This is a genomic window from Rhizobium sophorae, assembly GCF_013087515.1.
Classification (GTDB): Bacteria; Pseudomonadota; Alphaproteobacteria; order Rhizobiales; family Rhizobiaceae; genus Rhizobium; species Rhizobium sophorae.
This window is the reverse complement of the sequence record NZ_JABFCN010000028.1, coordinates 67,132-89,593: the sequence shown is the minus strand read 5'-3', so window position 1 is coordinate 89,593 and position 22,462 is coordinate 67,132. Positions and strand designations below refer to the sequence as shown.

Annotated in this window: 16 protein-coding genes and 2 pseudogenes; 8 read left to right on the top strand and 10 right to left on the bottom strand. The window is 62.0% G+C overall.

Annotated elements, in window-relative coordinates; translation table 11 throughout:
- Nucleotides 1-8: 8 nt before the first annotated feature.
- On the bottom strand, nucleotides 9-1,283 hold the full coding sequence (locus G9X64_RS16115; protein ID WP_168313938.1) for an ABC transporter substrate-binding protein: 1,275 nt from the start codon (nucleotides 1,281-1,283) through the stop codon (nucleotides 9-11).
- A gap of 200 nt (nucleotides 1,284-1,483) precedes the next feature.
- Here G9X64_RS16115 and G9X64_RS16110 point away from each other — a divergent pair, with 200 nt between their 5' ends.
- The 3 genes from G9X64_RS16110 (at nucleotide 1,484) to G9X64_RS16100 (ending at nucleotide 4,285) form a co-directional block, all read left to right on the top strand.
- On the top strand, nucleotides 1,484-2,701 hold the full coding sequence (locus tag G9X64_RS16110; protein WP_168313939.1) for an ROK family protein: 1,218 nt from the start codon (nucleotides 1,484-1,486) through the stop codon (nucleotides 2,699-2,701).
- Between the two features lie 410 nt (nucleotides 2,702-3,111).
- The gene (locus G9X64_RS16105; protein ID WP_168312645.1) at nucleotides 3,112-3,498 is read left to right on the top strand and encodes a cupin domain-containing protein; all 387 of its coding nucleotides are present in this window, start codon (nucleotides 3,112-3,114) and stop codon (nucleotides 3,496-3,498) included.
- A gap of 259 nt (nucleotides 3,499-3,757) precedes the next feature.
- Nucleotides 3,758-4,285, top strand: a complete 528-nt coding sequence (locus G9X64_RS16100; protein ID WP_168312668.1) for a cupin domain-containing protein — start codon at nucleotides 3,758-3,760, stop codon at nucleotides 4,283-4,285.
- A 216-nt stretch (nucleotides 4,286-4,501) separates the two neighbouring features.
- On the opposite strand, the pseudogene G9X64_RS36585 reads toward G9X64_RS16100, so the two are convergent.
- Nucleotides 4,502-4,897 (bottom strand): annotated as a pseudogene (locus G9X64_RS36585) (phosphotransferase); the annotation flags it as partial.
- A gap of 69 nt (nucleotides 4,898-4,966) precedes the next feature.
- Here G9X64_RS36585 and G9X64_RS16090 point away from each other — a divergent pair.
- Entirely contained in the window at nucleotides 4,967-5,581 is a 615-nt protein-coding gene (locus G9X64_RS16090; protein WP_168312646.1) for a 3'-5' exonuclease, read from the top strand.
- Between the two features lie 27 nt (nucleotides 5,582-5,608).
- Here the strand turns inward: G9X64_RS16090 and G9X64_RS16085 are convergent, their stop codons facing one another.
- Nucleotides 5,609-6,472 carry a DMT family transporter gene (locus G9X64_RS16085; RefSeq protein WP_168312669.1) on the bottom strand — a complete coding sequence of 288 codons (864 nt, stop codon included), beginning with the start codon at nucleotides 6,470-6,472 and terminating at the stop codon, nucleotides 5,609-5,611.
- 102 nt (nucleotides 6,473-6,574) lie between these two features.
- Between G9X64_RS16085 and G9X64_RS16080 the strand changes: the two are divergent.
- Nucleotides 6,575-7,983, top strand: a pseudogene (locus tag G9X64_RS16080) (aminotransferase-like domain-containing protein).
- 144 nt (nucleotides 7,984-8,127) lie between these two features.
- Here G9X64_RS16080 and G9X64_RS16075 read toward each other — a convergent pair.
- Together G9X64_RS16075 and G9X64_RS16070 are read right to left on the bottom strand one after the other, a co-directional pair.
- On the bottom strand, nucleotides 8,128-8,529 hold the full coding sequence (locus G9X64_RS16075) for a response regulator (protein ID WP_168312648.1): 402 nt from the start codon (nucleotides 8,527-8,529) through the stop codon (nucleotides 8,128-8,130).
- 10 nt (nucleotides 8,530-8,539) lie between these two features.
- Nucleotides 8,540-10,285, bottom strand: coding sequence for a sensor histidine kinase (locus G9X64_RS16070; RefSeq protein ID WP_171376930.1), 1,746 nt, complete (start codon nucleotides 10,283-10,285; stop codon nucleotides 8,540-8,542).
- A gap of 88 nt (nucleotides 10,286-10,373) precedes the next feature.
- Between G9X64_RS16070 and G9X64_RS16065 the strand changes: the two genes are divergently transcribed.
- Complete coding sequence (locus G9X64_RS16065) at nucleotides 10,374-10,910, top strand: GNAT family N-acetyltransferase (protein WP_168312650.1); 537 nt, start codon at nucleotides 10,374-10,376, stop codon at nucleotides 10,908-10,910.
- A gap of 352 nt (nucleotides 10,911-11,262) precedes the next feature.
- Here the strand turns inward: G9X64_RS16065 and G9X64_RS16060 are convergent, their stop codons facing one another.
- Entirely contained in the window at nucleotides 11,263-14,142 is a 2,880-nt protein-coding gene (locus tag G9X64_RS16060) for a helix-turn-helix transcriptional regulator (RefSeq protein ID WP_171376999.1), read from the bottom strand.
- A 371-nt stretch (nucleotides 14,143-14,513) separates the two neighbouring features.
- Between G9X64_RS16060 and G9X64_RS16055 the strand changes: the two genes are divergently transcribed.
- Together G9X64_RS16055 and G9X64_RS16050 are read left to right on the top strand one after the other, a co-directional pair.
- A complete protein-coding gene (locus G9X64_RS16055; RefSeq protein ID WP_171376929.1) occupies nucleotides 14,514-15,095 on the top strand; it encodes a glutathione S-transferase N-terminal domain-containing protein in 582 nt (193 codons plus the stop codon).
- Nucleotides 15,092-15,946: an alpha/beta fold hydrolase gene (locus tag G9X64_RS16050; protein WP_168312652.1), complete on the top strand. Its 855-nt coding sequence runs from the start codon at nucleotides 15,092-15,094 to the stop codon at nucleotides 15,944-15,946. The genes G9X64_RS16055 and G9X64_RS16050 overlap by 4 nt, the downstream gene beginning before the upstream one ends.
- A 55-nt stretch (nucleotides 15,947-16,001) precedes the next feature.
- On the opposite strand, the gene G9X64_RS16045 is transcribed toward G9X64_RS16050, so the two are convergent.
- The 4 genes from G9X64_RS16045 to G9X64_RS16030 form a co-directional block, all read right to left on the bottom strand.
- A complete protein-coding gene (locus G9X64_RS16045) occupies nucleotides 16,002-16,916 on the bottom strand; it encodes a phosphotriesterase family protein (protein WP_171376928.1) in 915 nt (304 codons plus the stop codon).
- A 533-nt stretch (nucleotides 16,917-17,449) separates the two neighbouring features.
- Complete coding sequence (locus tag G9X64_RS16040; protein ID WP_446689759.1) at nucleotides 17,450-19,972, bottom strand: autotransporter family protein; 2,523 nt, start codon at nucleotides 19,970-19,972, stop codon at nucleotides 17,450-17,452.
- Between the two features lie 506 nt (nucleotides 19,973-20,478).
- Nucleotides 20,479-21,111, bottom strand: coding sequence for a Vgb family protein (locus G9X64_RS16035; protein WP_171376927.1), 633 nt, complete (start codon nucleotides 21,109-21,111; stop codon nucleotides 20,479-20,481).
- 54 nt (nucleotides 21,112-21,165) lie between these two features.
- The gene (locus G9X64_RS16030; RefSeq protein ID WP_171376926.1) at nucleotides 21,166-22,386 is read right to left on the bottom strand and encodes a helix-turn-helix domain-containing protein; all 1,221 of its coding nucleotides are present in this window, start codon (nucleotides 22,384-22,386) and stop codon (nucleotides 21,166-21,168) included.
- Nucleotides 22,387-22,462: the final 76 nt, after the last annotated feature.

Below are 22,462 nucleotides of genomic sequence, written 5' to 3'. Positions count from 1 at the left end.
CCCGCCCCTTAAATCTTATAAATCCGCTTCCGCGTTCCCTCGAGGCGGGTCAGGATGGCCTTGCGCCGGTCGGGCTTGGCCATGAACTCCTGGAAGCCGACGAGACCTGCCTGCGCCATGTCGGGGTCGCTGTCGCGGTCGTAATATTGCGACGTGCCCTGCACTGTCTTCATCGTCTCGACGGCGATATTCACCAGCGGATCCTTGCTCGGCGGCAGATCGCTGCGCGGCGGCACGTTGCCGCCCGGCTCCAGATAAGCCGCCAGATTCTCCGGCTTGTAGAAATAGGCGAGGAATTCGCGTGCGCCCTGCTTGTTCTTGGCCTTGGCGGGAATGTGGATCGAATTGACCGAGAATTCCTCGAAGTGGCCGACCTTGGCGTCGAGCACCGGGAAGGTCGCATAGGAGAGCTGCGGCAGATCTTCGGCGGTGAAAGCCGAACGCAGGAAAGCGCCGAGGTTCATCATGCCGGCCTTCTTCTGCGCCAAGAGCGCCGCAGCCTCCTGCCAGCCGAAGGACGTATGGTTCTCCGTGAAGAACCCCTTCGAAATCATCGCCTCCCACTGATCGAAAACCGCCGTCAGCGCGGGATCGAGATAGCTCATCTCGCCGTTCATCAGCGCCATATGCTTGTCGAGGCCGTTGACGCGAAGGTTCATCTGGTCGAACCAGCCGGCCGCCGGCCACAATTCCTTGGTGCCGATCGCGACCGGCGTGATGCCCGCGGCCTTGCACTTGTCGCCATAGGCCATGAACTCTTCGGCCGTCTTCGGCACGGTCAGGCCATACTGCTCGAACACATCCTTGCGATAGAACATGCCCCAGAGCGTGCCGCCTGTGGGAAGGCCGTACTGCTTGCCGTCTTCGGTGACGGCCCCTGCCGTCGCGCCGAGCACGTCCTTATATTTCTCTTTCTCGAAAAGGTCGGAGATATCGTCGAACAGGCCGCGCTTGACGAAGGCGCGCATGCGGTTGCCCGAAAACCAGGAGCAAATGTCAGGCGCGCCGGCGACGAGATAGTTGCGAATGGCCGTCTTGTGGGCCTCGTGGTCCATATTGTTGATGACGACATTGACGCCGGCTTCCTTGCTGAAGCCCGCGGCAATCGCCTTCAGCGCGTCGAGTGCAGCGCCATTGTTTTCGGCCGAGATCATCGTGACCTCTTGGGCCTGCGCGATCGCAGGGATCGGAAAGCTGCCGGTGACCGCCGCCGCAGACACCATGCCCGCACCCTTCAGGAAGCTCCTGCGGGTGGTTGACGGAAATTGCTTCGAAAATGCCATTGAATTCCTCCCAGTTGACCGATCGACACCGCCTGGCCCAAGCGACCTCCTCCTTGAAGCGCTCGATCAGGCATTCAACGCGCCGATCCATCCGTCATCCCAAGGCGTATAATCCGCTTGGCTCAGTTGATCGGCGGCCAAACTTATGCATAGATCGAACCAGCCCGCAATAATTAATTTACAAAATTAAGGAATGTATCGTGAAGCTGAAAGGCGACCAGACCACGGCGAGAGCCATGAACCGACGCCTCATCCTCAACCTTCTCCGCCGCGAGGGGCCGAGGAGCCGCGCCGATATCGCGACAGTCATCGGCTTGAGCCCGGCCGCCGTCACCTTCGTCGTTGCCGACCTTTTGGAGGAAGGCATCGTCATCGAAGGGAAGACCGTGCCCGGCCTCACCGGCCGCCGCCCGATCCCCGTGGATATCAACTACGAACACGCGTTCGCCGTCGGCTTCAAGCTGATGGTGGATTCGGTGGAATGCGTGGCAACCGACCTTGCCACCAACCCCGTCGCCGCCATGCGGGTAAGCCTCGACGGCCACGAACCGGATAAGGTCGCCGACCTGCTGGCGGGTACCGTTCCCGAACTGGTGAAGCTCGCCGGCCGGCCGAACGCCAAGCTCGCCGGTATCGGCATCTCCATGCCCGGCGTCATCAATCACGAACAGACGGCCTGCGTGCGCAGCTACCGATTCAAGTGGGATAATGTCCCCCTCGCCTCGCTCGTCGCCAGCCGCGTCCATGTGCCGGTCTGGCTGGAAGACGACACCAATGCCTATGCCATCGCCCAGCAGCTCTTCGGGCTCGGCCGCCAGCATCGCAACATGGCCGTTCTCGCCGTCGGCGTCGGCATCAGCTGCGCGCTCGTCATCGAGGGCAAGCTCTATCGCGGCGCCAATGGTGCCGCCGGCAAATTCGGCCACACGCTTTACGAGGAGAACGGCCGGCTCTGCGAATGCGGCAAGCGCGGCTGTCTTATGGCCTATCACTCCGAAATCTCGATGCTCCGACGCTGGCGGGAAGCGACCGGCCGCGAGGAACTGGGACTGCCGGAATTGTCGGCTGCGCTCGCATCAGGCGATGCCGCCGCCCTCGCCCTCGTCGCCGATTCCGGCCGCGGCATCGGCACCGCTCTTGCCAATCTCGTCAACATTACCGATCCCGAAGTCATCGTCGCCGGCGGCGAAGCCGTCTCCCTCGGCGACCCTTTCCTCACGCCCCTGCGCGAAGCGCTTTCCGCCCGTACCTTCCGAACCGCCCCGCCGCTCTTGCCCGACTGGGAGGACAATTCCTGGGCTCGGGGGGCGGCCGCCCTCGTCACCCAAAAAATCTTCGACTTCGAATCCTCCGGCGGCATTACGGACATTGCCAGCTTGGCGAGTGTCATGACCGCGGGTTCGTCGTCGGCGGCGTAAAGCCGCGAGAGATCGGCGGGATTGCTTGCCGTGTAAAGCCCCCTCTGCCATCCCCCCACTGGTGGGGAGATCACAAGCGGCTCGCGCTTCCTGGTCATCTGCCGTTTCGCCGCGCTGAACCGCTAATTGATTGGGGAAGCCGTTGCGCCCAGCCAATCTCCCCACCTGTGGGGGAGATGGCCGGCAGGCCAGAGGGGGGCTCCAGGCACACCCTATCACAAGCAACGTTGGCCCGAACCGATGCCGGCCCAATCTTTGACAGTTATCTCACGCAGACCAACGCCGCGGCGCCGCAGATACACTGGCTTACAAAAATGCGGGTTTGCCGACACATCCCTGGTTCAATCATCGACTTAAATCCCGATGCGGCCGATGAGCCGACAAATGGTCAATTCAGGAAGGATGACACAATGAAAATGATCCAGGCTATGGCGCTCGCCCTTGTTCTCGGCGGCGCGGCAGCGGCACATGCGGAACAGCCGATCCAGCGCACCGATCTCATCAAGAACGATATCGACGTGCCCGGCCACGAGGTCGTTCAGGTCCGCGTCGATATCGCCCCGGGCGTTCTCGCGCCGAACCACTCGCATCCCGGCGAGGAAGTCGCCTTCGTCATCGAAGGGACGCTGGAATACCAGCTCGAAGGCAGAGAGCCGGTGACCCTGAAGGCCGGCCAATCCTTGTTCATTCCCTCCGGCGTCGTTCACTCGGCAAAGAACGTCGGTAGCGGCAAGGCGTCGGAATTGGCAACCTACATCGTTCGCAAAGGGGCGCCGCTCGTCGTGCCCGCCAAGTGAGCCGTTTGTAGAAATTTTCGTCCGGATCGGGAGCTGCCGTGGCAGGGATCCTCGGATCAAGGTTCCGCCCTCGCATGGCAACTCCCTTCGACCCGTTTACCGAGACAGGGTTAGCGCCAAGGGCGCCCCGGGCCGAATGCCGACGGACGGCCACGCCGCTTGCGTTGGAGCCGCCGTTTTGCCCTTGCGGTCGCCTTCCATTCACGGCAGCATGTCCGTGTCCTCAATCATCTGAACCTCTCACATCAGGAGGATTACCATGGCAACGTCGGAGCGCCCCTCCTTTGTCGTCCACTGGAGCGAGATCGAACGGCCTGACGACTCGCACTATGACGAAGACGACGAGTTGATGAGCATCGGTGCGCCCTTCGGACGCTATTTTGGCCTGGCAAAATTGGGCATTCATCATGAGCGCTTGCCGCCCGGCCGGCGTACATCCTTTCCGCATGCCGAGAGCGCCGAGGAAGAATTCGTCTATGTCATCGAAGGCGAGCCCGACGTCTGGCTCGATGGCCATCTGCATCGGCTGAAGCCCGGCGACGCCGTCGGATTTCCTGCCGGCACCGGGATCGCCCATAATTTCCTCAACAACACGCAAGCCGAAGTGCATCTCCTCGTCGTCGGCGAGCGCCACAAGGCCGAAAACCGGATCTTCTATCCACTCCACCCTCACCGTCGACCACTGCATAATGATTGGTGGGATGACCATCCCACCCATGCCCTTGGTCCGCACGATGGAATGCCGGACCTGGTGCGGGAAGCAAAGGGCCGAGGAAACAGCGAATAGATCAGCCAGGCCGATAGTCGGCCGCAATGGCGGCTTCGCGCAAAGCGGAGACCAACTTGTTTGGAGCTTCGACAGTTTTGGGCTCAGGCCAGCCAACCGCAACAGCTCGTCATTTTCGTTTGCAACGCCTTCCGTCAGCCGGGCGGCGGCAATCGGGGGAAGCCAGACCAGAATGCTGCCGACCTCCGATCCGGTGACCGAGGCGTAAGCTTCAACATAGCCCATCGCCCTGTCCGGCACCGCATGGTGCAACAGAAGGTATGTTCGGCAGACATCGGCCAGAGGATTGCCACAGCAAGCGTCGAGCCAGTCGACGATCATAAACCCCTGCCCCGATCCGTGAATATTCCAGGGGTGAAAATCGCTATGACACACCCTGTCGCCATCCGGAAGGGAATCGAGTTCCAACAGGAGCCGCTTTCTGGACGCAGGATCCAGCCCCTCGGCTCGCCGGATCCTGGCCGAAAGCCTGGCCATCAGAGACTGCAACCCGTCGCCGGGTTTTTCGTGAATGCTTCGATGCAGTTGCGCCATGTCTTCAAGCGGCGCTCTTGCAGGTGGGACGCTTGGCCGGCGGCCATAGGTCTCCAAAGAGACGCGGGGCGCTTGCATCTCGATGCGCTCCATGCGTTGGATTTGTCCTTAAACTAATCCGGATAATTTGTCAGAGGAGCGTCGACGATGAAGACCGCCATCATATTCGACTGTGAATTTCTTTGCCTGGAAGGCTCGCAACGCAGATTTTGGTGCGCGGCCCACGATCCCGATCCTGTCATTGCGCAGATCGGTGCCGTCAAGCTTGGCCTCGAAGGCGAGTTTCCGATCCTCGATACGTACAAGTCCTATGTTCGGCCCATCGATCGCTTCGGCGAGAGATATCCGCTCGATCCTTATTTCACCAATCTGACCGGCATCACCGAAGAGGATATCGACGCCCATGGCGTGGCGTTGGAGGATGCACTTTCCGGCATCGACAGCTTCTCGGGCGGCGCCCGGTTTTGGTCGTGGGGCAAGGACGAGTTGAACATGTTGGCCATCAGCTGCTATGTCGCAGGCATTCAGCCTTCTATCCCGGCCCGCCGCTTCGACAACGCCGTCAAGCTTTTCATCGCTGCGGGCATGCCGATCGAGGATTTGGCAAAGACACCCAGCAACAAACTGGCCGACTACTACGGCGTCGACCATCCTCCATTGCGTGGGCATGACGGGCTCGACGACGCTCTGTCAATATCATACACGCTGCAGCATCTGATGAAGATTGGGCAATTGCAGCCCGAGGTTTTTGACCGAACCTGAGGACACAGAGAGCGTCACGATCCTCCCCTACCGTGCAAACCTGCGGGCGCCGGCCACGCAGAGGATGACGGCAACGGTGACGGCGAGCATGGCCCAGGTCACGGGCTCGTGCAGCAGGGTTGCGGCAAGCGCCAGGCCGAAGAACGGCTGCAGCAGCTGCAGTTGGCCGACCGCCGCGATGCCGCCCTGCGACAGGCCGCGATACCAGAAGATGAAGCCGATCAGCATGGAAAACAGCGAGACATAGGCCAGGCCAAGCAGCGCCGGCGTTTCGATGCCGGAGAAGGTCGCCGGCCGATGCAAAAGCGCGACTGCGACCGTCGCCGGCAGCGACAGCACGAGCGCCCAGGAAATCACCTGCCATCCGCCGAGCGTGCGCGAAAGCCTGCCGCCTTCGGCATAGCCGAGGCCGCAGACGACGACAGCCGCCAGCATCAGCAGATCGCCGACCGGCGACGCCGTCAGTCCCTGCGTCAATGCGAATCCCGCCACCAGCGCGCTGCCGAGGACGGAGAACAGCCAGAATGCCGGCTTCGGCCGTTCTCCGCCACGGATAACGCCGAAGATCGCGGTCGCAAGCGGCAGCAGGCCGATGAAGACGATCGAATGAGCGGAGGTGACGTGCTGCAGCGCTAGCGCCGTCAACAGGGGAAAGCCGACAACGACGCCGAGCGCCACGACCGCCAGGGAGAGAATGTCACGCCGGCTCGGCCGCTTCTCTCTAAAGGCGATCAGCAGGCCGAGCGCAAGAAAGCCGGCGATCGCCGCGCGCGCCACGGTGAGGAAGACCGGATCGAACTGCATCACCGCCACGCGCGTCGCCGGCAGCGATCCGCTGAAGATCACCACCCCGATAAAACCATTGATCCATCCCGATGCCATGCGGTCCATCTCGCGCTCCATGATGCGCTGCACTCCTTCATTCTCTAGCTTTTATCGGCCAACACGGATGGTTATGACAGTCACAGTCTGATACAATTTTGCAAAACTGTAATGGTGCAGGAAGCAATACGGATGAATGAAGACGCACACGCGTGGAGATGGTCACCGCGACGATCAGGCAGCGCATCGCCGGGCGCAGCCTGACGCCGGGCGCAAAGCTACCATCTGTGCGAGGGCTGGCTGCGACGTTGAAGCTGTCGACTTCGACCGTCGTCGACGCCTATGAGCGGTTGGTTGCCGAAGGCGCGATCTTGGCAAGACCAGGCTCGGGATTCTACGTCGCCAATCAGGCAGCCCCCTTTGCGCTTGCCGAGGCCGGGCCGAAGCTCGACCGCGCCGTCGACCCGTTCTGGATATCGCGGCAATCGCTGGAGGCTGGCGAAGCGGACCTGAAGCCGGGATGCGGCTGGCTTCCGCCTTCCTGGCTGCCGGGGGACGGCATGCGCCGCGGGCTCAGAACGCTTGCCCGCGCCGACGGGCCGGCACTCGCCGATTACGGCTCGCCGCTCGGCTTGCCGCAGCTGCGCCAGCTGATTTCGCGGCGCATGGGCGAACGGGGGATCGAAGCCTCCCCAGACCAAATCATGCTGGCCGATTCCGGCACGCAGGCAATCGATCTGCTCTGCCGTTTCCTGCTTGAACCCGGCGACACGGTGCTGGTCGACGATCCCTGCTATTTCAATTTCCATGCGCTGTTGCGCGCCCATCGGACAAAGATCGTCGGCGTGCCCTACACGCCATCCGGTCCCGATGTCGAAGTGTTTGCGCAAGTCGTCGCCGATGAGCGGCCGCGGCTCTACATCACCAACTCCGCCATCCACAATCCGACCGGCGCAACCTTGTCTCCCGTTACGGCTCACCGGGTTCTAAAACTCGCCGACCAGTTCGACTTGACCATCATCGAGGACGATATCTTTTCCGATTTCGAGCACACGCCGGCGCCCCGCCTTGCCGCCTTCGATGGGCTCGAGCGGGTCATCCACATCGGCAGTTTCTCGAAGACCCTGTCGGCCTCGGCGCGTTGCGGTTTCGTCGTGGCGAAGCCGGAATGGATCGACGGCCTGACAGACCTCAAGATCGCCACCTCCTTCGGCGGCGGCCGGTTGGCGGCGGAACTGGTGCTGAACGTCTTGAGCGACGGCAGCTATCGCAAACACATGGAGACGCTGAGACACCGGCTGGCCCGGGCAATGAGCGAGGTCTCGGCCAAGCTGAAGAATCTCGGTATAACGCCCTGGCTGGAGCCCCAGGCCGGGATGTTCCTCTGGTGCCAACTGCCCGATGGCATCGATGCGGCTGATGTGGCGCGGGCCGCACTCGAAGAGAGGATCGTTCTGGCTCCGGGAAACGCGTTCAGCCTGTCGCAATCGGCAACGAATTCCATGCGTTTCAATGTGTCTCAGACGCTCGATCCAAGGGTGTTCGAAGCGCTGGGCGGTATGCTGGCAGGAAGAAGATAATGGAAGGTAGGTGGTAGCGGAACGAGCGCCTTGCTCCCTCTCCTCCCCAGCGGGGAGAAGAGATATGCGGCAGCGCCTCGCCCTCCTTGAAAGTATCTTTCCCGGAAATGGAGGACGTTGTCCTTCCTTCCCCGCCATCGATCATCAGAACGACCGGTGGACCGCCTTGTCGTTGGCAAGGCGCGTCACGCAGCCTTCGAGCTTGGCGAGCAGCAGATCGAAGTCGAGCGGCTTCGTCAGATAGTCCGCCGCTCCGCCGCGCAGGCCGGTCAGCGTGTTTTCCCGGTCGGTCAGCGCCGTCAGCAGGATGAACGGAATGTTGGAAAGCTCCGGGTGATTGATCTGAATTTCGGCCAGAAGCTGGTGCCCGTCCATGACAGGCATCGAAATGTCGCTGATGACGATATCGGGCCATTTCGACAGGATCACTTCCAGTCCCTCGGCGCCGTTGGAAGCCTCGAGCGTCTTGTAGCCGGCTTCGCTCAACTCTTCGACGAGCAGGTTCCGGATCTCGACTTCGTCTTCTATGCAAAGGACGGTAACCATGAGCTCTTCCTTAAGCTGCGACTTGTTGATCCGACAATAGAAACTCTATTGGCAGAAGAATGGTGAATGTTGTGCCTTTGCCGAGCTCGCTCGTCACCTCGACGGTGCCGCCATGCAGTTCGATGACCTGCTTGACGACGTTGAGGCCGATGCCGGTTCCGGCAATACCCGTCGCGCTGCGGGCGCGATAATAGGGCTGGAACAGCTTCGGCAGATCCTCCGCATCCATGCCGATGCCGCTGTCGGAGATGGCGACCTCCACCGTCTTCTCATCGACCCGGGCGCGGACATGAATGTCAGGCGCGTTGGGCGAATATTTGACGGCGTTCGAAATCAGGTTGGTGAAGACCTGTTCCATCGCGCTGCGGTCGAACGTCAATATGTCAGGTATTGGCTCAAGATCGAGATGGAACACATGCGTGCGGCTGAGATGGCGCTGCCTGTCGCAGCAGGTGACGAGCAGGGCTTTCAGATCGCCTTCGCTGCGCTTCAGTGTGATCTGTCCGGTTTCGAGCCGGCCGCTGGCGAGGATGCTCTCCATCAGGTCGACCATGCGCACGACGGCGCTTCGGATCACGCCGGCTTTTTCGTGAACGTAATCGCCGCTGACGTTGGTCGTCGAGCGGCAAAGCCGCTGGGCGGCGGCGTCGATGATGGCGAGCGGCGTGCGAAACTCGTGCGAAGCCATGGCGACGAACTGGCGCTGGAGCACATTCACCTGACGTTCGTGCACCAGCAGGCGGTCCAGTTCCTCTCTCTGCCTTTCGATCTCGGCCGTTCGATCGGCCACCATCTCTTCCAGATGGTTGCGGTGATGGGTGAGCTGCGCCCGGCTATCCAGCAGGGTCAGCGAAGTGCGATGCAGACCTCGTCCGAGCCAGAAAACGACGGCAATCAGCAGCGCAAGGCAGCCAAGTCCCGCCGGCGCAATCTGCTGAAGCAGCATAAATCCGGGCAGGATAGGCGGCCACACGAGATAGCCGATCGTGCCGCCATCATGGGACGGCACTGGCACCTGCGCCCGCTCGTCCTCCCCTTTCGAAGGCGCGAAATGTAATCCTTCGAGCCGCGCGTAATGGGCGATGCTTTCGGCAGCTTTTCCATCGATGAACTTGATCGAGATGGCGATGAACTCCTGGCCCGCCTCGATCTGCATCCGGGTCGAGCTCGGCAGAATAGGACGCGCGCTGGCAATTGCCGGCCGGTTGCCGATCATGATCGTCCGAACCGCGGCCAGTTGCCCGAGCGCTTCGGCGCCGGGTTTTGCAGCCGGCTCGACGAGAACGGCGCGCATCTCCCCGGCCAGAGCGGTCACTTCCCGGCCATCGTCGTCACCGAGCCGCGGCGGCACGGCATCCGCGCCGTCACGGAACGCAAACATCAGGCGATTGGTATCGTCGAAGACATAGGTCCTGTCGTGCCCGAAATACCGGCTCGTCCACCGGCCGACATTGTCGAGCAGCCATTCATGGTTCCGTTGCTTGGCATAAAGGAAGGCGTCATCCCATTTGGTCACGCTTTCCTGCTCCCGGGGAAGTGCCGCGATCTGCTCTTCCAGTCCCTGCCGAACGAAGTCGGCCTGCCGGCGCAACGAGAGATCATCGACCTTCACCGCAGCGAGCCACGCAAATCCGCACAGCAACACAGCCGCGGCGCAGGTGAGCGTCACCAAGACGAATGTAATGTGGGATGTGAGCCCGACCTTCAATATCTGCAACCTTTTGATGGCGCCCGCTGCCGAGAAATTGACACGCAAAGGTTGACGGACCGTGAATTATGCGCTCCCGTGCGGGGTCTGCGGCAGGTCTCCGATAGGCATTCCGCAATCGTTGAAGGAGAAGCACATGGATGCAGCAGCATTGTCGGATACGTCAGGCATCAGGATCGAGCCGATCGCTGCCGTCCATATCGACAGCTTTCATCGTACGCTGGACGTCGTAGCGCGGGAGAAAAAATACCTGTCCATGCTGGAAGCATCGCCCCTGCCCCAGACTCGTGAGTTCGTGATGGGCATGATTGCGAAGGGCAATCCGCAATTCGTTGCCGTCGCGCAGAACCAGGTCGTCGGTTGGTGTGACATCAGCCGGCATTTTTTCCCGTCGCACGCCCATCGCGGAAACCTCGGAATGGGGATCCTTCCCGCCTGTCGGGGCAGAGGTCTGGGACGAAGGCTCATCCAGACGACCTTGAGAGCCGCACAGAAAGGCGGTTTCGCCAGGGTTGAACTCGATGTTTACGAAGACAACGCCCGTGCTATCGCTCTCTACGAAAAGATGGGATTTGCCCGCGAAGGCATCGTCCGGCGTGCGGCACGCATCGACGGTCGGTTCATCGATGCGATCAGCATGGCGCTTCTGTTCGACGAGCGCGACTTCTCATAGATGCTGGTATCGCCATCGATTTCTGAAAAAGCCCCAGCAAGCCCGACTGATCAATCATTTGGCCTGGAATTGGAACAAACGCCCTTCGCGCAATTAAAGCTTGTCGCGTGGCGAGTGATGGAGCACTTTCGAGGCCTTCCAATCGGCAAACAATAAGCAGAATCGAGGCGGGAGGCTGGCAGTGGCGCACCAAATATCGGCGTGCCACCCACCGATAGAATCGACAGATGGCCGAAGCGGCCGTCGCCCTCCGGAGCCGACGGCTGAGGACGCAATCTTGCTTGATCACTGCGGTCCACCCGAATTTCCTTGTCCAATCCTTATACGCACTGTGCATCCGAACCAACAAACTCTATCCCAGATCAATGATCCTAAGCCGGTGTGCGACGGCTGCGGCCGCGCCCCGGCTGGAGACGGAAAGCTTGCTCAAAATGTTAGACACATGAACGCTCGCCGTTTTCGAGGAAATGAATAGATTCTTCGCGATCTCCCGATTGCTATGGCCAGCCGCTACGAGCCGGAGGACCTCGAATTCTCGATCTGTCAGGCCGAGGGGCGCCTTCGGCGCCTCCTCATCCTCTTCATCCCGTAAATTAATACGCGCTTTTGCAGCGAGGGCTTCAATCTGGTTGGCCAAAAGTCGGGCGCCGATCGAATGAGCAAGCTTCGCACCGTGCCTGAAATGGCGCACTCCACTCGCCCGCTTACCGGCGTTCACTGCGGCGGCACCTGCCTGCATAAGGGCGTACGCCTGCCGAAAGGGCTGGTTCAATCCAGCCCAGCTTTGGGCAACTGCAGCCCATCCATCGAGATCAGAAACCGTGGCGCGCGACATCTCAGCCAAAATCGCCAGCCTCTCGGTCTGCTCTACCATATTTCGGCACGGGGTCTGAGCGGCAAGCTCGGCCAATTCCAGAGCAATGTCTCTCTGGTTCGTATCGACGGCAACGCGGATGGCGGAAGCCAGGAGCGGCCAGGAGGCGCTCCCTCGCTTCTCCAGATGCGCCAGAGCGAATCTGACCAAAAGCGCCGACTGATCCATGTCACCTGATAACGCTGAGCTTTCAATGTCAAATCGCAGAAGGTTGGCCGCCATACGGCTGACAACTTGGGGGCCTGGCGGGAGAGCGCGCAACGATCTTGCCAGCGCGCCAATTCGATCCGCATCCCCCAATGCCAAGGCGATCTCCGCTTGGCATTCGAAGACGTGAACAAGCCCCAATGCCAGCGGATCCAGTGCCGCCATCCGTTCGCATGTCTCAGTGGCTTCGGAGACACGGCCCAAGACCAAGAAGGCGCGGCAGAGGGGCGAACCAACAAGTGCTCCTATATACCGTGCCTGCCCGAGCTCGACCGTCCGCGCAAAAATCGCCGGTCCGATCTCAATGATTTCACCATATTCTCCTGCGTCGAGCAGGGCCTGCAGCAGTGCTGCGCCCGCAAGAATCTCGACTCGGCCTATGGACACCTGCTCCGCCTGCATTGCGACGGTCCGATGGGCCTCGATGCGAGACACGTTCAGCGCCATGTCCAGCGACGCCGCAATGATCAGGGCCTCGATACGATACTCCTCATCGTCGAGCCTCTCCGCCAAATCCCTCAGTTCCACGCCCAAGCACCTGGCGCGATCGAACTCTCTCCGTAAAATCAGCGCACGGGAAAACTGCCCGAGGGCATCAGCGCGCAACCTTGTGGGACGGACTGCATGATCGAGCGCGCGCTCAAGGTCTGTGATCTCGCCTGGAAGAAGCGCGTGCTGACGCATTACCGCGCGCTGCAGAAGAAGCGCCGCCAATTGTTCGCCATCGCCGTCGGTATCCAGTTCGGCGAGTGCGCGTTCGACAAAGGCGAGCCCCTGCTCCGCCTCCGCTGCCCAGCAGGCGGCGTCAGCAGCGAGTTCCAACACCTTGCAATGGTCCACGCCGATCAATCCAGTCGCACCTTCGACCTCGGGCCACGCCGCTAACACGAGCTTCAGCATCTCCATCTGGTCTACATAGGCGAAAGTGGCAGCGGCTTCCGCAGCAGCATGCCAGGCCCATTTTAGGCACCGTTCCGCTTGGCCGGCGCCGTGCAGATGACGCGCGAGCGCTACGGAATGCCAAATCCGATAGCTTGGAACTGGTCCGCGTTCGAGCACGTCGGCATAGAAGCGATGGATGGCCACCTTTTCGCCGGCGATCAGGTCGCTCCGCACAGCGTCCTGGATGAGCGCGTGGCGGAACGCATATCCATCACGCTCGGCCGCGACCACCCCCGCCGAAATCGCGGGGCGCAACAGTTGCGCGAGCTCGAGGTCAGGTTTGTCCGTCACGTTGCGAAGTAGCGAATGGGTAATATGGGGTCCGCCGAGCGCCAGCACTTTCAGCAACTCGCCCGTGGATGCCGGCAGGTCTCTCACGCCTCTCAGCAGGTAATCGTTGAGCGAGCCTGGAACATCTGTGCGCAAGCTTCCGCTCGCATCGATAAGTGCCTCGGTGAACAGCGGGATTCCGCAGCCCCGCAAATACACGCTGTTAATCATAGCAGGCGTTGGCGGCGACCCGAGCAGGCCCTGGAGCTGCACGGCGATCTCCGCGCGGGTGAGGCGAGGAAGTTTCAGCACTTCAGAGCCTTCGGAAAGAGAGAGGTCCACGATGGTTGTCCGCAATGCGTTGGGGCCGTTCGCCTCCTCGGGTCGATAGGTGACGATCAGCATGACCCGAGTTTTCTTCAGCCGCGTCGAAAGAAAGCGAAGCAAATCGCAGGTTCCCTGATCGGCCCAGTGAATGTCCTCGATGACCAGGATGAGCGGCATCTCGCGCGCCAATTCCTCGAACAACTTTCGAAGTGTCTCGAACAGCCGCGACCTTGCGATGCCAGCATCAAATCGCTCGGAGGTCTCGCCGAGTTCGGGAAGAAGCCAGGCCAGTTCTCGGGCACCCTCGCCGCTGACAAGCGATCCGACTGCCGACTGGCCGCGCAGACGAACCAATTCATGCAGAAGAGCTGTAATAGGCGCGTAAGGTAAGGCCGATTCCCGTTGCTCAATGCACCCACCTTTTAGGATCAAGGCCCGGCCTGAGAGTCGCTCGGCGAACTCCTCGACCAGCCGACTTTTTCCGCCACCTGCTTCTGCCCCGAGAAGAATGCAACATTGCCGACCGTCAGAGACATCTCGGAAAGCGGTTTCCATGGATTTGAGTTCTGCGGCTCTGCCCGAGAACCGCGCCCTTTTGCGGAAAGTCGACACAAAATGCTCCGATACCTGGAATTCGAGATTAGCCGAGATGAAGCCATAATCATCCCATGTGTACAACCGGCAGCAGGCTGCCCGATCCCGACGGTTAGTGAACACCAGCAGGCAGGCCTTCCAAGGCAGAGTTGCGGTTGATGCAGAGCGCCGCCGACTAGATGCACTCAGTCGGTTCGGCTGGATTTTTCTGCCCCCGGACGTGCATTTCCAACCGGTCCTACTCAATATGCCCGATGCGGCACCCCCCACCTTAGCCACAGTATGCGGACATCGAGAGGACATCTGAACACGGGCGATCGGGTAACCGCCTGACCCTGCCCACCTCTTCTTGGACCATGGGCAGATGAAACGAAGGAAGGAACGGTTGGATGAAACTTTACTCTACGCCCGGATTCTCCAGCTTGGCGGACCACATCGCCATGCTGGAGGCTGGAATTCAATTCGACCTGGTCAAGGTCGACCTAGAGACGAAGCAGATTGAAGGGGGCGGCCGATACATGGACATCAATCCGGCGGGCTATGTGCCCGCCCTTATGTTCGACGATGGTGAGGTGCTGACCGAAAATGTTGCCATCCTGGCTTGGATCGCCGACCGCGCACCGGAGTTGGCACCGCAGGGTCATCTGGGCCGCTTCCGCCTGCTCGAGATGCTGAGCTTTCTCGCAACCGAGATTCACAAGCGCTTTCCCACCTACCTATCGCTTCCGGAGGAAGCCAGGGAGCCGACGGGCCAGCAAATAGTGCACTGGTTCGGCTTCGTCGCCGGCCGACTTGAACGGGGTTATCTGTTCGGAGAGACCTTCATGGTCGCTGATGCCTATCTTTTCCAACTCGCGTGGGGCGCAGCTCAACTCGGATTCGCTCTGCCCGAGCCGTTAGACGAATACATCGCACGGATCGAACAACGGCCGGCGGTGCAAGCCGCGCTGCACCGAGAGGGCCTGGCATGAGTGGGCTGATGATCCGCACGGACGGAGTCGAGCTCGCGACGCAGAGCTTCGGCGATCCGAACCAGCCGCCGCTACTTCTGATCATGGGCGGAATGGCGTCGATGCTGTGGTGGCCGGAGGAATTCTGCCGCCGGCTCGGCGAACGGGGTCGCTTCGTGATCCGCTACGACCAGCGCGATTCGGGCCTTTCGACCAAATATCCGCCCGGTCGGCCCGGCTACACTTTCGAGGACGCCGTCGATGACGTCTTCCGCGTGCTCGACGGTTACGGAATCCCGAACGCTCATATCGTCGGCTTTTCCCTCGGCGGCATGGTCGGGCAGGTGGCCGCACTGAAGAGCCCGGAACGCGTGCTTTCCCTAACGGCGATCAGTACTTCGCCAGTCGGTGTGGATACATCCCATTTCCCTCCGAGCGGCGAGGCCTGGCTGGAACATATGGCCGTGGAGGCGGACTGGTCGGACCGGGCGGACGCGGTCGCGTACCTGGTCGAGGATTTGCGCCTGACCGCCGGAATGGCACGTCCATTCGACGAAGCCGGAACTCGAGCCTTCCTCGAACGGGACTTCGACCGCTCCGGAGGCTATCTGAGCGCCACCAACCACAGCGTCCTCTTTGAGATCGGCGAGACATGGCGGGGCCGGCTCGACGAGATGAACGTGCCGCTTCTCGTCCTTCACGGCACCGCTGATCCGGTCTTTCCGCCGACGCACGGAGAGACACTCGCGCGGACTGTGAAAGATGCGAAGTTCGTGAAGATCGAGGGTGGCGGCCACGAACTTCATCCCGGAGATTGGGAAGAGATCATTTCCGCCATCGACGAACATGTCGCAAGATCGATGTGCGTCTAATAACAGAGACAAGCCAAATGGGGATAGAGATATTGGATCGTGCCCGGCCACTCCCCTATCGGGCGAAAGCCTCGAACGGATTGTCGTGGGTCAGGCGCGTCAGGGTGCCGTCGTCTATGCCCCGCCGTTTCAACTCGGGCAACAGGACCGCGGAAAGATGGGTGTAAGGCTTGGGTGTCCCGCCCATCGGCAGCGCCGGATCGAACCAGCCCCGGTCATGGCTTAACAACAGGCGGTCGCCGCAGCCAGCATCCAGCGCCTTTATCACCAGCTCGGCCACCTCCTCATCCCCGGCCCGGCCCACATGGTCATATTCGATCCAGGCGCCCCGCTCGGCAACGGCGACATTATAGCCGAAGTCCTTTTCTTCCTGCGTGTGGATCGAGATGAACCTGTCGGCCCGATAGCCTTCCGCCTCGATGACATCGAGCTGATCCATGACGACCCGTCCCCTGATCGTATGGCTGCCGATGACGGCGCCCGTCTGAGCCGCAGCGCGCGCGGCTGCCCGCAGGATTTTCGTCTCGAGCGCCGTCATCCCGTCATCACCGGCGCTGAGCTTGATCCAGCCTGCCTCGAACCCGGTCTTGTCGATCTGCTCCGTCAGCTCACGGAGCATCCATGCCTCCAGTTCCTTCTCGGAGGCATGGCGGACCCATTCGGGAATCCAGGGTTCACGGTAATTGCCGGTGGGAACGACGATCGGAAAATCCGTCGCAAGGGACACGGCAAGATCGATATCCGCACGGCGTCCGACGCCGCCTGTCGAGCATTCGACCAATGCCGTTACCCCGAGCTTCTTGATCCGCTCGATCTCGGGGGCCATCAGCCGAACGACGTCGTCGGTCACTGCTTCGGCATAACCGGGCTGGTCCGGCGTCCTGAGATCGACGAAGACGTGCTCGTGCGGGAGGATCATCCCAAGTTCGGATTTGCTCTTAGGCCCGAGCGTCGTGCGCAGATATTTCAAAGTCTCTCCCCCACAGTCGCACCGGCTTTGCGTGCAGCCCTCGACCGATACCGGAGCCTCGACACTGCCGCAAAAGTAGATCGTTACATGATGAAATCAATTGCCCGCTCGATGGAAATTCTGACAACCTGACCCTTCAGAGCCTTTCCGGGTTAGATTGAAGCATTCTGCCGGAGCAGGTTTTCGTCAGGGCAGAGGCGATTGGCGAAGAGCATACCCCAAGGTACGTCCGAGCCGATCGCCTTTGATCCTGGCGGAAAGATGCCCGGCCCACCGGCCGCACCGCTTTGCCATGCGAAGCGACAAGTGCGTCCGGCGATTCTTAAGTCTTGCAGTTTTGCCAGGCAAATCTGCGGGAGGGTTGGCTGAAACGGGCCGGCTGATCGACCGGCCGGCTTGGCCGTAGATCTGGGCTACGACGTGCGCCGGCCGGTCGACCATCCGACTCCGTTTGAGCCAACAGAATGCTGCAATCTAACCCGGAAAGGCTCTAGGTCGACTTCCGACCTGGCGCCCTCCGGCAGCCATGCCCGCTACCACTTCACGCTGAACCTGACCTTGGCCCCGACGGCGTTGCTATCGCCAAAGTCCTTGAGGCTGGTGCGGGCGAAGGCCTCGCCGTAGGCCGCGTATCGGTCGTCCGCCCAGCTGAGCGAGCCGCCCATGCCAAGGCCGCCCCAGAGCGCCTGGTTCTCGCTGACTAGGCTGGTCCCCGAGACATCGACATCCGAGCCGTCGAGGAAGTCGTAGTAGAGATTGGCGATGCCGTAGAGCTTCGAGCGGCTGGTCCTTCCGGAGACATCCTTCCAGTCGTTGTCATAATCGGCTGAGATGCCGAGACGGCCGGTCAGGCTGTCGCCGTCGTCGAGCGATGTGGCGGCGCCATATTGATCGGTGAAATCATCGAAACGCACGGAGGAATAGGCAAGCTGCGCCTGCGGCGTCAGCGACCATTGGTTGGTCAGCGCAATCTTCTGGCCGGCTTCGACGCTGAGCCCATAGCCGAAGCCGTCATTGTCGTCGGCAAGCGTGGCATGAAGCGTCGAGGATTTAAGATCACTGCTGTACCAGGTCACGCCAGCCTGCGTGTCGATGTAGAAGCCGCTGTTGCCGTACCAGGTCAAGGTGCCGTCGAAGCCGTAGCCTGTGGTGTCGATATCGCCCTTGCCGAAGCGCGAAGAGACGTCTGCCGAGGCCGTATCGACATGAAAGCTGAGCCCGCCGATCAGCATGCCTGCCCCGCTTTCGTGCAGCATTCCGTCGACGCCCGCCTGCAGCGTCCAGCTGTCGACGTCATATTCGGTGCCCGTCGTCGAAGTCTCCGGTTCGAAATGCGAATGCGTCCCGTCGATGCGGGTCCAGATCGCCTTGGAAGGGTCGTTCTGGGCGGCGGATTGGCCACCGTCCACTTCGCGGCCGCCGGTGCGCTGGCGCAGCGTGCCGAATTCGTTGAGGTTCTGCAGCACGCCGGCATAGGCCTCGTAGAGCGGCACGCTCGGCGCGTATAGCGGCCCGGTCGCGGTGCCTGCGGCATCGAGAATGGCTGAGCGCAGATACCAGTCGCCATCGGCAGGCGTGCTGACGCCACCTTGGTAAAGTCGATAGGCATAGGCGCCGCCGACCACGGCCTGATCGCCCTCGAACACATAGTCGCCGAGCAGCGAGAAGGTGCCGGCCGACGTACCGCCGACATCGACGATCTTGATGCCTTCGACGGTTTGTCCGCCACCGCCCCCGAGGTTGGTCACCTTGACATCGGTGGTGCCTGATGTGTTGCCGGTGACGACGAGGCGGTCGGTCGCGGAAGTATCGTCGCCGAGCACGCTCTCGATCTCCAGAGTGCCGCCGCTGCCAATATAGTTACCTGATATCGTCAGCGTGCCGATGGAATTGCCCGGCGCCACCACGCCGGCATTGGTCACATCGCCGAAGATCGTGCCGGTGCCGCCGAGAATACCGACGCCCGATGTCGTGACCGGGCTGGCGATCGAGCCATTGACGGCGAGCCGGCCGCCGCTCACCGTCGTGGCGCCAGTATAGGTGTTGACGCCCGAAAGCGTCTGGCTGCCGCCGGTGACGGTCAGCCCACCCGTGCCGCCGATCACGCCCGCGAAGGTGTCGTTGGCATTAGCGATCGTCAGGGTTTGGGGCCCGAGCAGCACGGTGCCGCTGCCGGCCAGGCTCTGGATGGTCGGGGCTGCTGCCCCGGAAACGTCAAGAGCGCCGTCGGCGACAACCCGGCTGGAATTGGCGACGGCGCCGGCGCCGGAAAGGGCGAGGCTGCTGCCGAAATCGATCTGCGTCTCGCCGGTATAAATGCTGCTCGCCAGCAGGCTGAAGACACCGCCACCGGTGACGGTCAGGCCACCGACGCCGGTGAACCCGGACGCGGCGTCGGTGCCTACGGTGAAGCCGTTGGTATCGAGTGTCAGCCCGCCGGCGAGCAGATTGAGCTCGCTGCCGGAAAATCCGTTGATGAAGGTCGCGTTAGCGGCGGTAGCGCGCAGAATACCATCATCGAAATTGGCCTGGCTCGCGCCTGCGCCGCCGCGCAAGGTTTGAGCCTGCAGCGTGCCGCCGCCGGTGATGTTGAGCGTGCCGGAAGATGTCACGCCGCTACCTAGGGTCGTGGTTGTCGCGCCGACTTGCCCGCCGTTCTGAATGTTGAGCGTACCAGCGCCTTGAAAACCGAGTACAAGAGGTCCGAGCGCGTTCCATTGCGATCCCGGTCCTGTCACCGTGACGATGCCGGTGCTTCCAGCCGCAATTCCCAGCCGGGCCTGGCCCGTGCTTGTCAGGGTGCTACCATTCTGGATCGTCAGAACCCCAGGCACTGTACCAGCTTGGCCCACGGCTGTGATTCCCACCGAGACGCCGACCGGCCCGTTGACGCCGAGGACAGTCGGCCCCTGCGATGGCGGCTGACCAATGGTTACGGGTTGACCGGCGACGGGAGCGATGCCCGCCGACCAGTTGCTCGCGTCTGTCCAGTCACTGCTTGTTGCTCCGGTCCAAAAAGCGGTTTGGGCCGAGGCCGCCCCCGCGGACAGGGCCATAAGCACCGCTCCCGACACTATCGAGAGATAAAGGTGCCGTGCTATAAACTCCCGACGCTTTCCCGCGCTGCTTAAAGCCGGCGTTGCGAACGAACAGCCGGAACTCAGCACCGCGAAGCAAATCCGTGAAAGAAGCTTCTGTTTCCTGGTCCTGCGAAACACAGAGCTTGCCCGCATGATGTCGCCCCATAAAATGCTCTTAAAGATTGATTTAAAATAGATTTTATCGAATCGGCAACTAAACCGCGATTAAAATTGACGAGTGTTAAGAAATCATGACGGTCTCGGGCGCTAAAAATGGCCATAAGGCAAAGCCGTGGATGGGCCACCCGACTGACGGTAGCCGAAACATCGCAGCACTTTGCTTTCCTAGATGCGGCTGGCCGTCCCCGCCCACGCCGCATCGACAACTCGCCTTCCATCCTTGCCTCTCCCAGCCCTTCGCATAGCTCAGGGCGTTCGGCCGATCCACTGGATCGATCACTCCCGCTTTGCGGGACCGGGCCTCACTTCGGCCGGCTGATCGCGCGGACCTTACCGCTGGCGCCGCCACCGCAGAAGAAGCAGTCGGCGCCGTCGGATTCGAGGCCGGAGACGCCGGTGCCTTCGGGCATCTCCAGCCGCTCCAGCACCTCGCCGGTTTCGGGGTCGATGCGTCTGACGTCGCTGTCATCGCCCTCCCAGGTTCCGTGCCAAAGCTGGCCGTCGACCCAGGTGACGCCTGTCACGACGCGGTTTGATTCGATCGTGCGCAGGATCTTGCCGGTCCCAGGGTCGATCTGATGGATCCTGCGGCCGCGGTGCTGGCCGACCCAGAGCGAGCCTTCGGCCCAGGCAAGGCCGGAATCGCCACCATTGCCAGGCGCCGGGATGGTGGAAAGGATACGACCGGACTTCGGGTCGATCTTGTGAATGACATCCTCGGCGATCTGATAGAGGAACTCGCCATCGAAAGCCGTACCGGCATGGGACGCAACCTCGATCGAGCGCACCACCTCACCGCTTGCGGGATCGAGCGCGTTCAGCCTGTCGCCGGAGGCGAACCAGACATGCTCACCATCGAAGGTGACGCCGTTGACGCGCTCTGCACCGGGAAAGGGTCCATATTCACGGATAATCGTCGCAGCCGATTTTTTCATCTCTTCCATCCTGTTTGCCCGTTGACCAGGGCCATCTTCATCAGTCAGGCCATACTAGTCGCTTGGCAAAGGTCCCGGGAGTAACAAGATCGTCGGGAAACCTGGTAGCGGCGGACTCATCCAGCGCCGCGCCCGCCCGCGCCCGAAGGATTGCACCTTGCCCTCCCCGGCAAGCGAATCCAGCGCCCGCTGTACGGTGCGCGGGCTGGCACCGAGCGCGATCGCCAGCGCCGAACTCGACCACGCCTCGCCGTCGGCGAGAAAGGCGAGCACCGCGCCATGCTGGCCTTCGACCAGCGGCGCCAGCACGGCGGTCCCTCCGGCACGGCGCGGCGAGAGTGCAAAGCCGCGTTTCGTCGCCGCGACCTCGGCGAGCGCCCGCAGTTCGGCACGCAGCCGGCCGATCTCGACGCGCAGCCGAGCACGATGCGATTCATCGGCATGTTTGCCGCGGAAAGCGCGCGCGATGAGTGTGCCGCGTGCCACATCCGCCGGCCAAGCTTCGGCAAGCGTCCGGGCGAGCGTGAAGAGCACCGGCCGCGTTGCCAGCGACACCGAGAGCTGATCGTCGCGCACGACATGCCGGCAGGCATCGACGACGAGCGTGCCCGAACCGAGCAACTCTTCCACCTCCCCGAGCAGAAGCGGGCTTTCCCGCCAGCGCGAGATCAACCGCGCCACCGGCGCGCTGAGCACGCGGGCTGCATTTTCCACCTCCGCCGTCAATACCGGCATACCGGCCTCGCGTGCAGCCCGCCTCGCCCGGTCGAGAGCCTCGTGCGCCGCTTTCGTCTGCAGGCGCCGGATCGCGATGCCCGCGACCACCAGCTCATGAGCAGCCCTTGCCGCCGGCGGCAGCGGCGTCGGATCGAGCGTTTCCAGCGCCCGCTCGGCCTCGTCGAGCCGGCCGATCAGCACCAGCCGGCGAAGCTCGACATTCCTGGCATGGGCGGCATTGACCCTGTCGCCATGCGCTTCGAGCACCTTGCGCGCCGCCTCCAGCGCCTTGGGCGGCCAGGTGAGATCGCGCGAGACCAGCGCGATCTCGGCCTCGGCGACCACGCAGCGCGCTCGCGCCATCGCCTCCCGCGGGCCGAAAGCACGCGCCGCACTCTTCAACAGCGCCTTGCCACGGATGAGATCGCCGAGCTGCGCCATCGCAATGCCACGCAGCGCCAGCGCGGGCGCATCGTCGCGCAGCGCCACCCGCTTCAGCGCGCCGAGCGCATCGCCTGTTGCCAGCGCTCGCGCCGCCGCCGTGATCAGCGAGTCCATTCAAATCCCGTCACACTTGTCACTCCCACCATTTCCCCACCCGGCCTTAGATTTGTCGTCGACCGGCAAGCAAGCC

What these genes read in the sequence shown, in the direction of transcription:
- G9X64_RS16040 (WP_446689759.1), bottom strand. Translation starts at nt 19,972, where the DNA reads ATGGCCCTGTCCGCGGGGGCGGCCTCGGCCCAAACCGCTTTTTGGACC.
- G9X64_RS16090 (WP_168312646.1), top strand. Translation starts at nt 4,967, where the DNA reads ATGAAGACCGCCATCATATTCGACTGTGAATTTCTTTGCCTGGAAGGC.
- G9X64_RS16035 (WP_171376927.1), bottom strand. Translation starts at nt 21,111, where the DNA reads ATGAAAAAATCGGCTGCGACGATTATCCGTGAATATGGACCCTTTCCC.
- G9X64_RS16030 (WP_171376926.1), bottom strand. Translation starts at nt 22,386, where the DNA reads ATGGACTCGCTGATCACGGCGGCGGCGCGAGCGCTGGCAACAGGCGAT.
- G9X64_RS16055 (WP_171376929.1), top strand. Translation starts at nt 14,514, where the DNA reads ATGAAACTTTACTCTACGCCCGGATTCTCCAGCTTGGCGGACCACATC.
- G9X64_RS16085 (WP_168312669.1), bottom strand. Translation starts at nt 6,472, where the DNA reads ATGGACCGCATGGCATCGGGATGGATCAATGGTTTTATCGGGGTGGTG.
- G9X64_RS16065 (WP_168312650.1), top strand. Translation starts at nt 10,374, where the DNA reads ATGGATGCAGCAGCATTGTCGGATACGTCAGGCATCAGGATCGAGCCG.
- G9X64_RS16115 (WP_168313938.1), bottom strand. Translation starts at nt 1,283, where the DNA reads ATGGCATTTTCGAAGCAATTTCCGTCAACCACCCGCAGGAGCTTCCTG.
- G9X64_RS16105 (WP_168312645.1), top strand. Translation starts at nt 3,112, where the DNA reads ATGAAAATGATCCAGGCTATGGCGCTCGCCCTTGTTCTCGGCGGCGCG.
- G9X64_RS16100 (WP_168312668.1), top strand. Translation starts at nt 3,758, where the DNA reads ATGGCAACGTCGGAGCGCCCCTCCTTTGTCGTCCACTGGAGCGAGATC.
- G9X64_RS16050 (WP_168312652.1), top strand. Translation starts at nt 15,092, where the DNA reads ATGAGTGGGCTGATGATCCGCACGGACGGAGTCGAGCTCGCGACGCAG.
- G9X64_RS16075 (WP_168312648.1), bottom strand. Translation starts at nt 8,529, where the DNA reads ATGGTTACCGTCCTTTGCATAGAAGACGAAGTCGAGATCCGGAACCTG.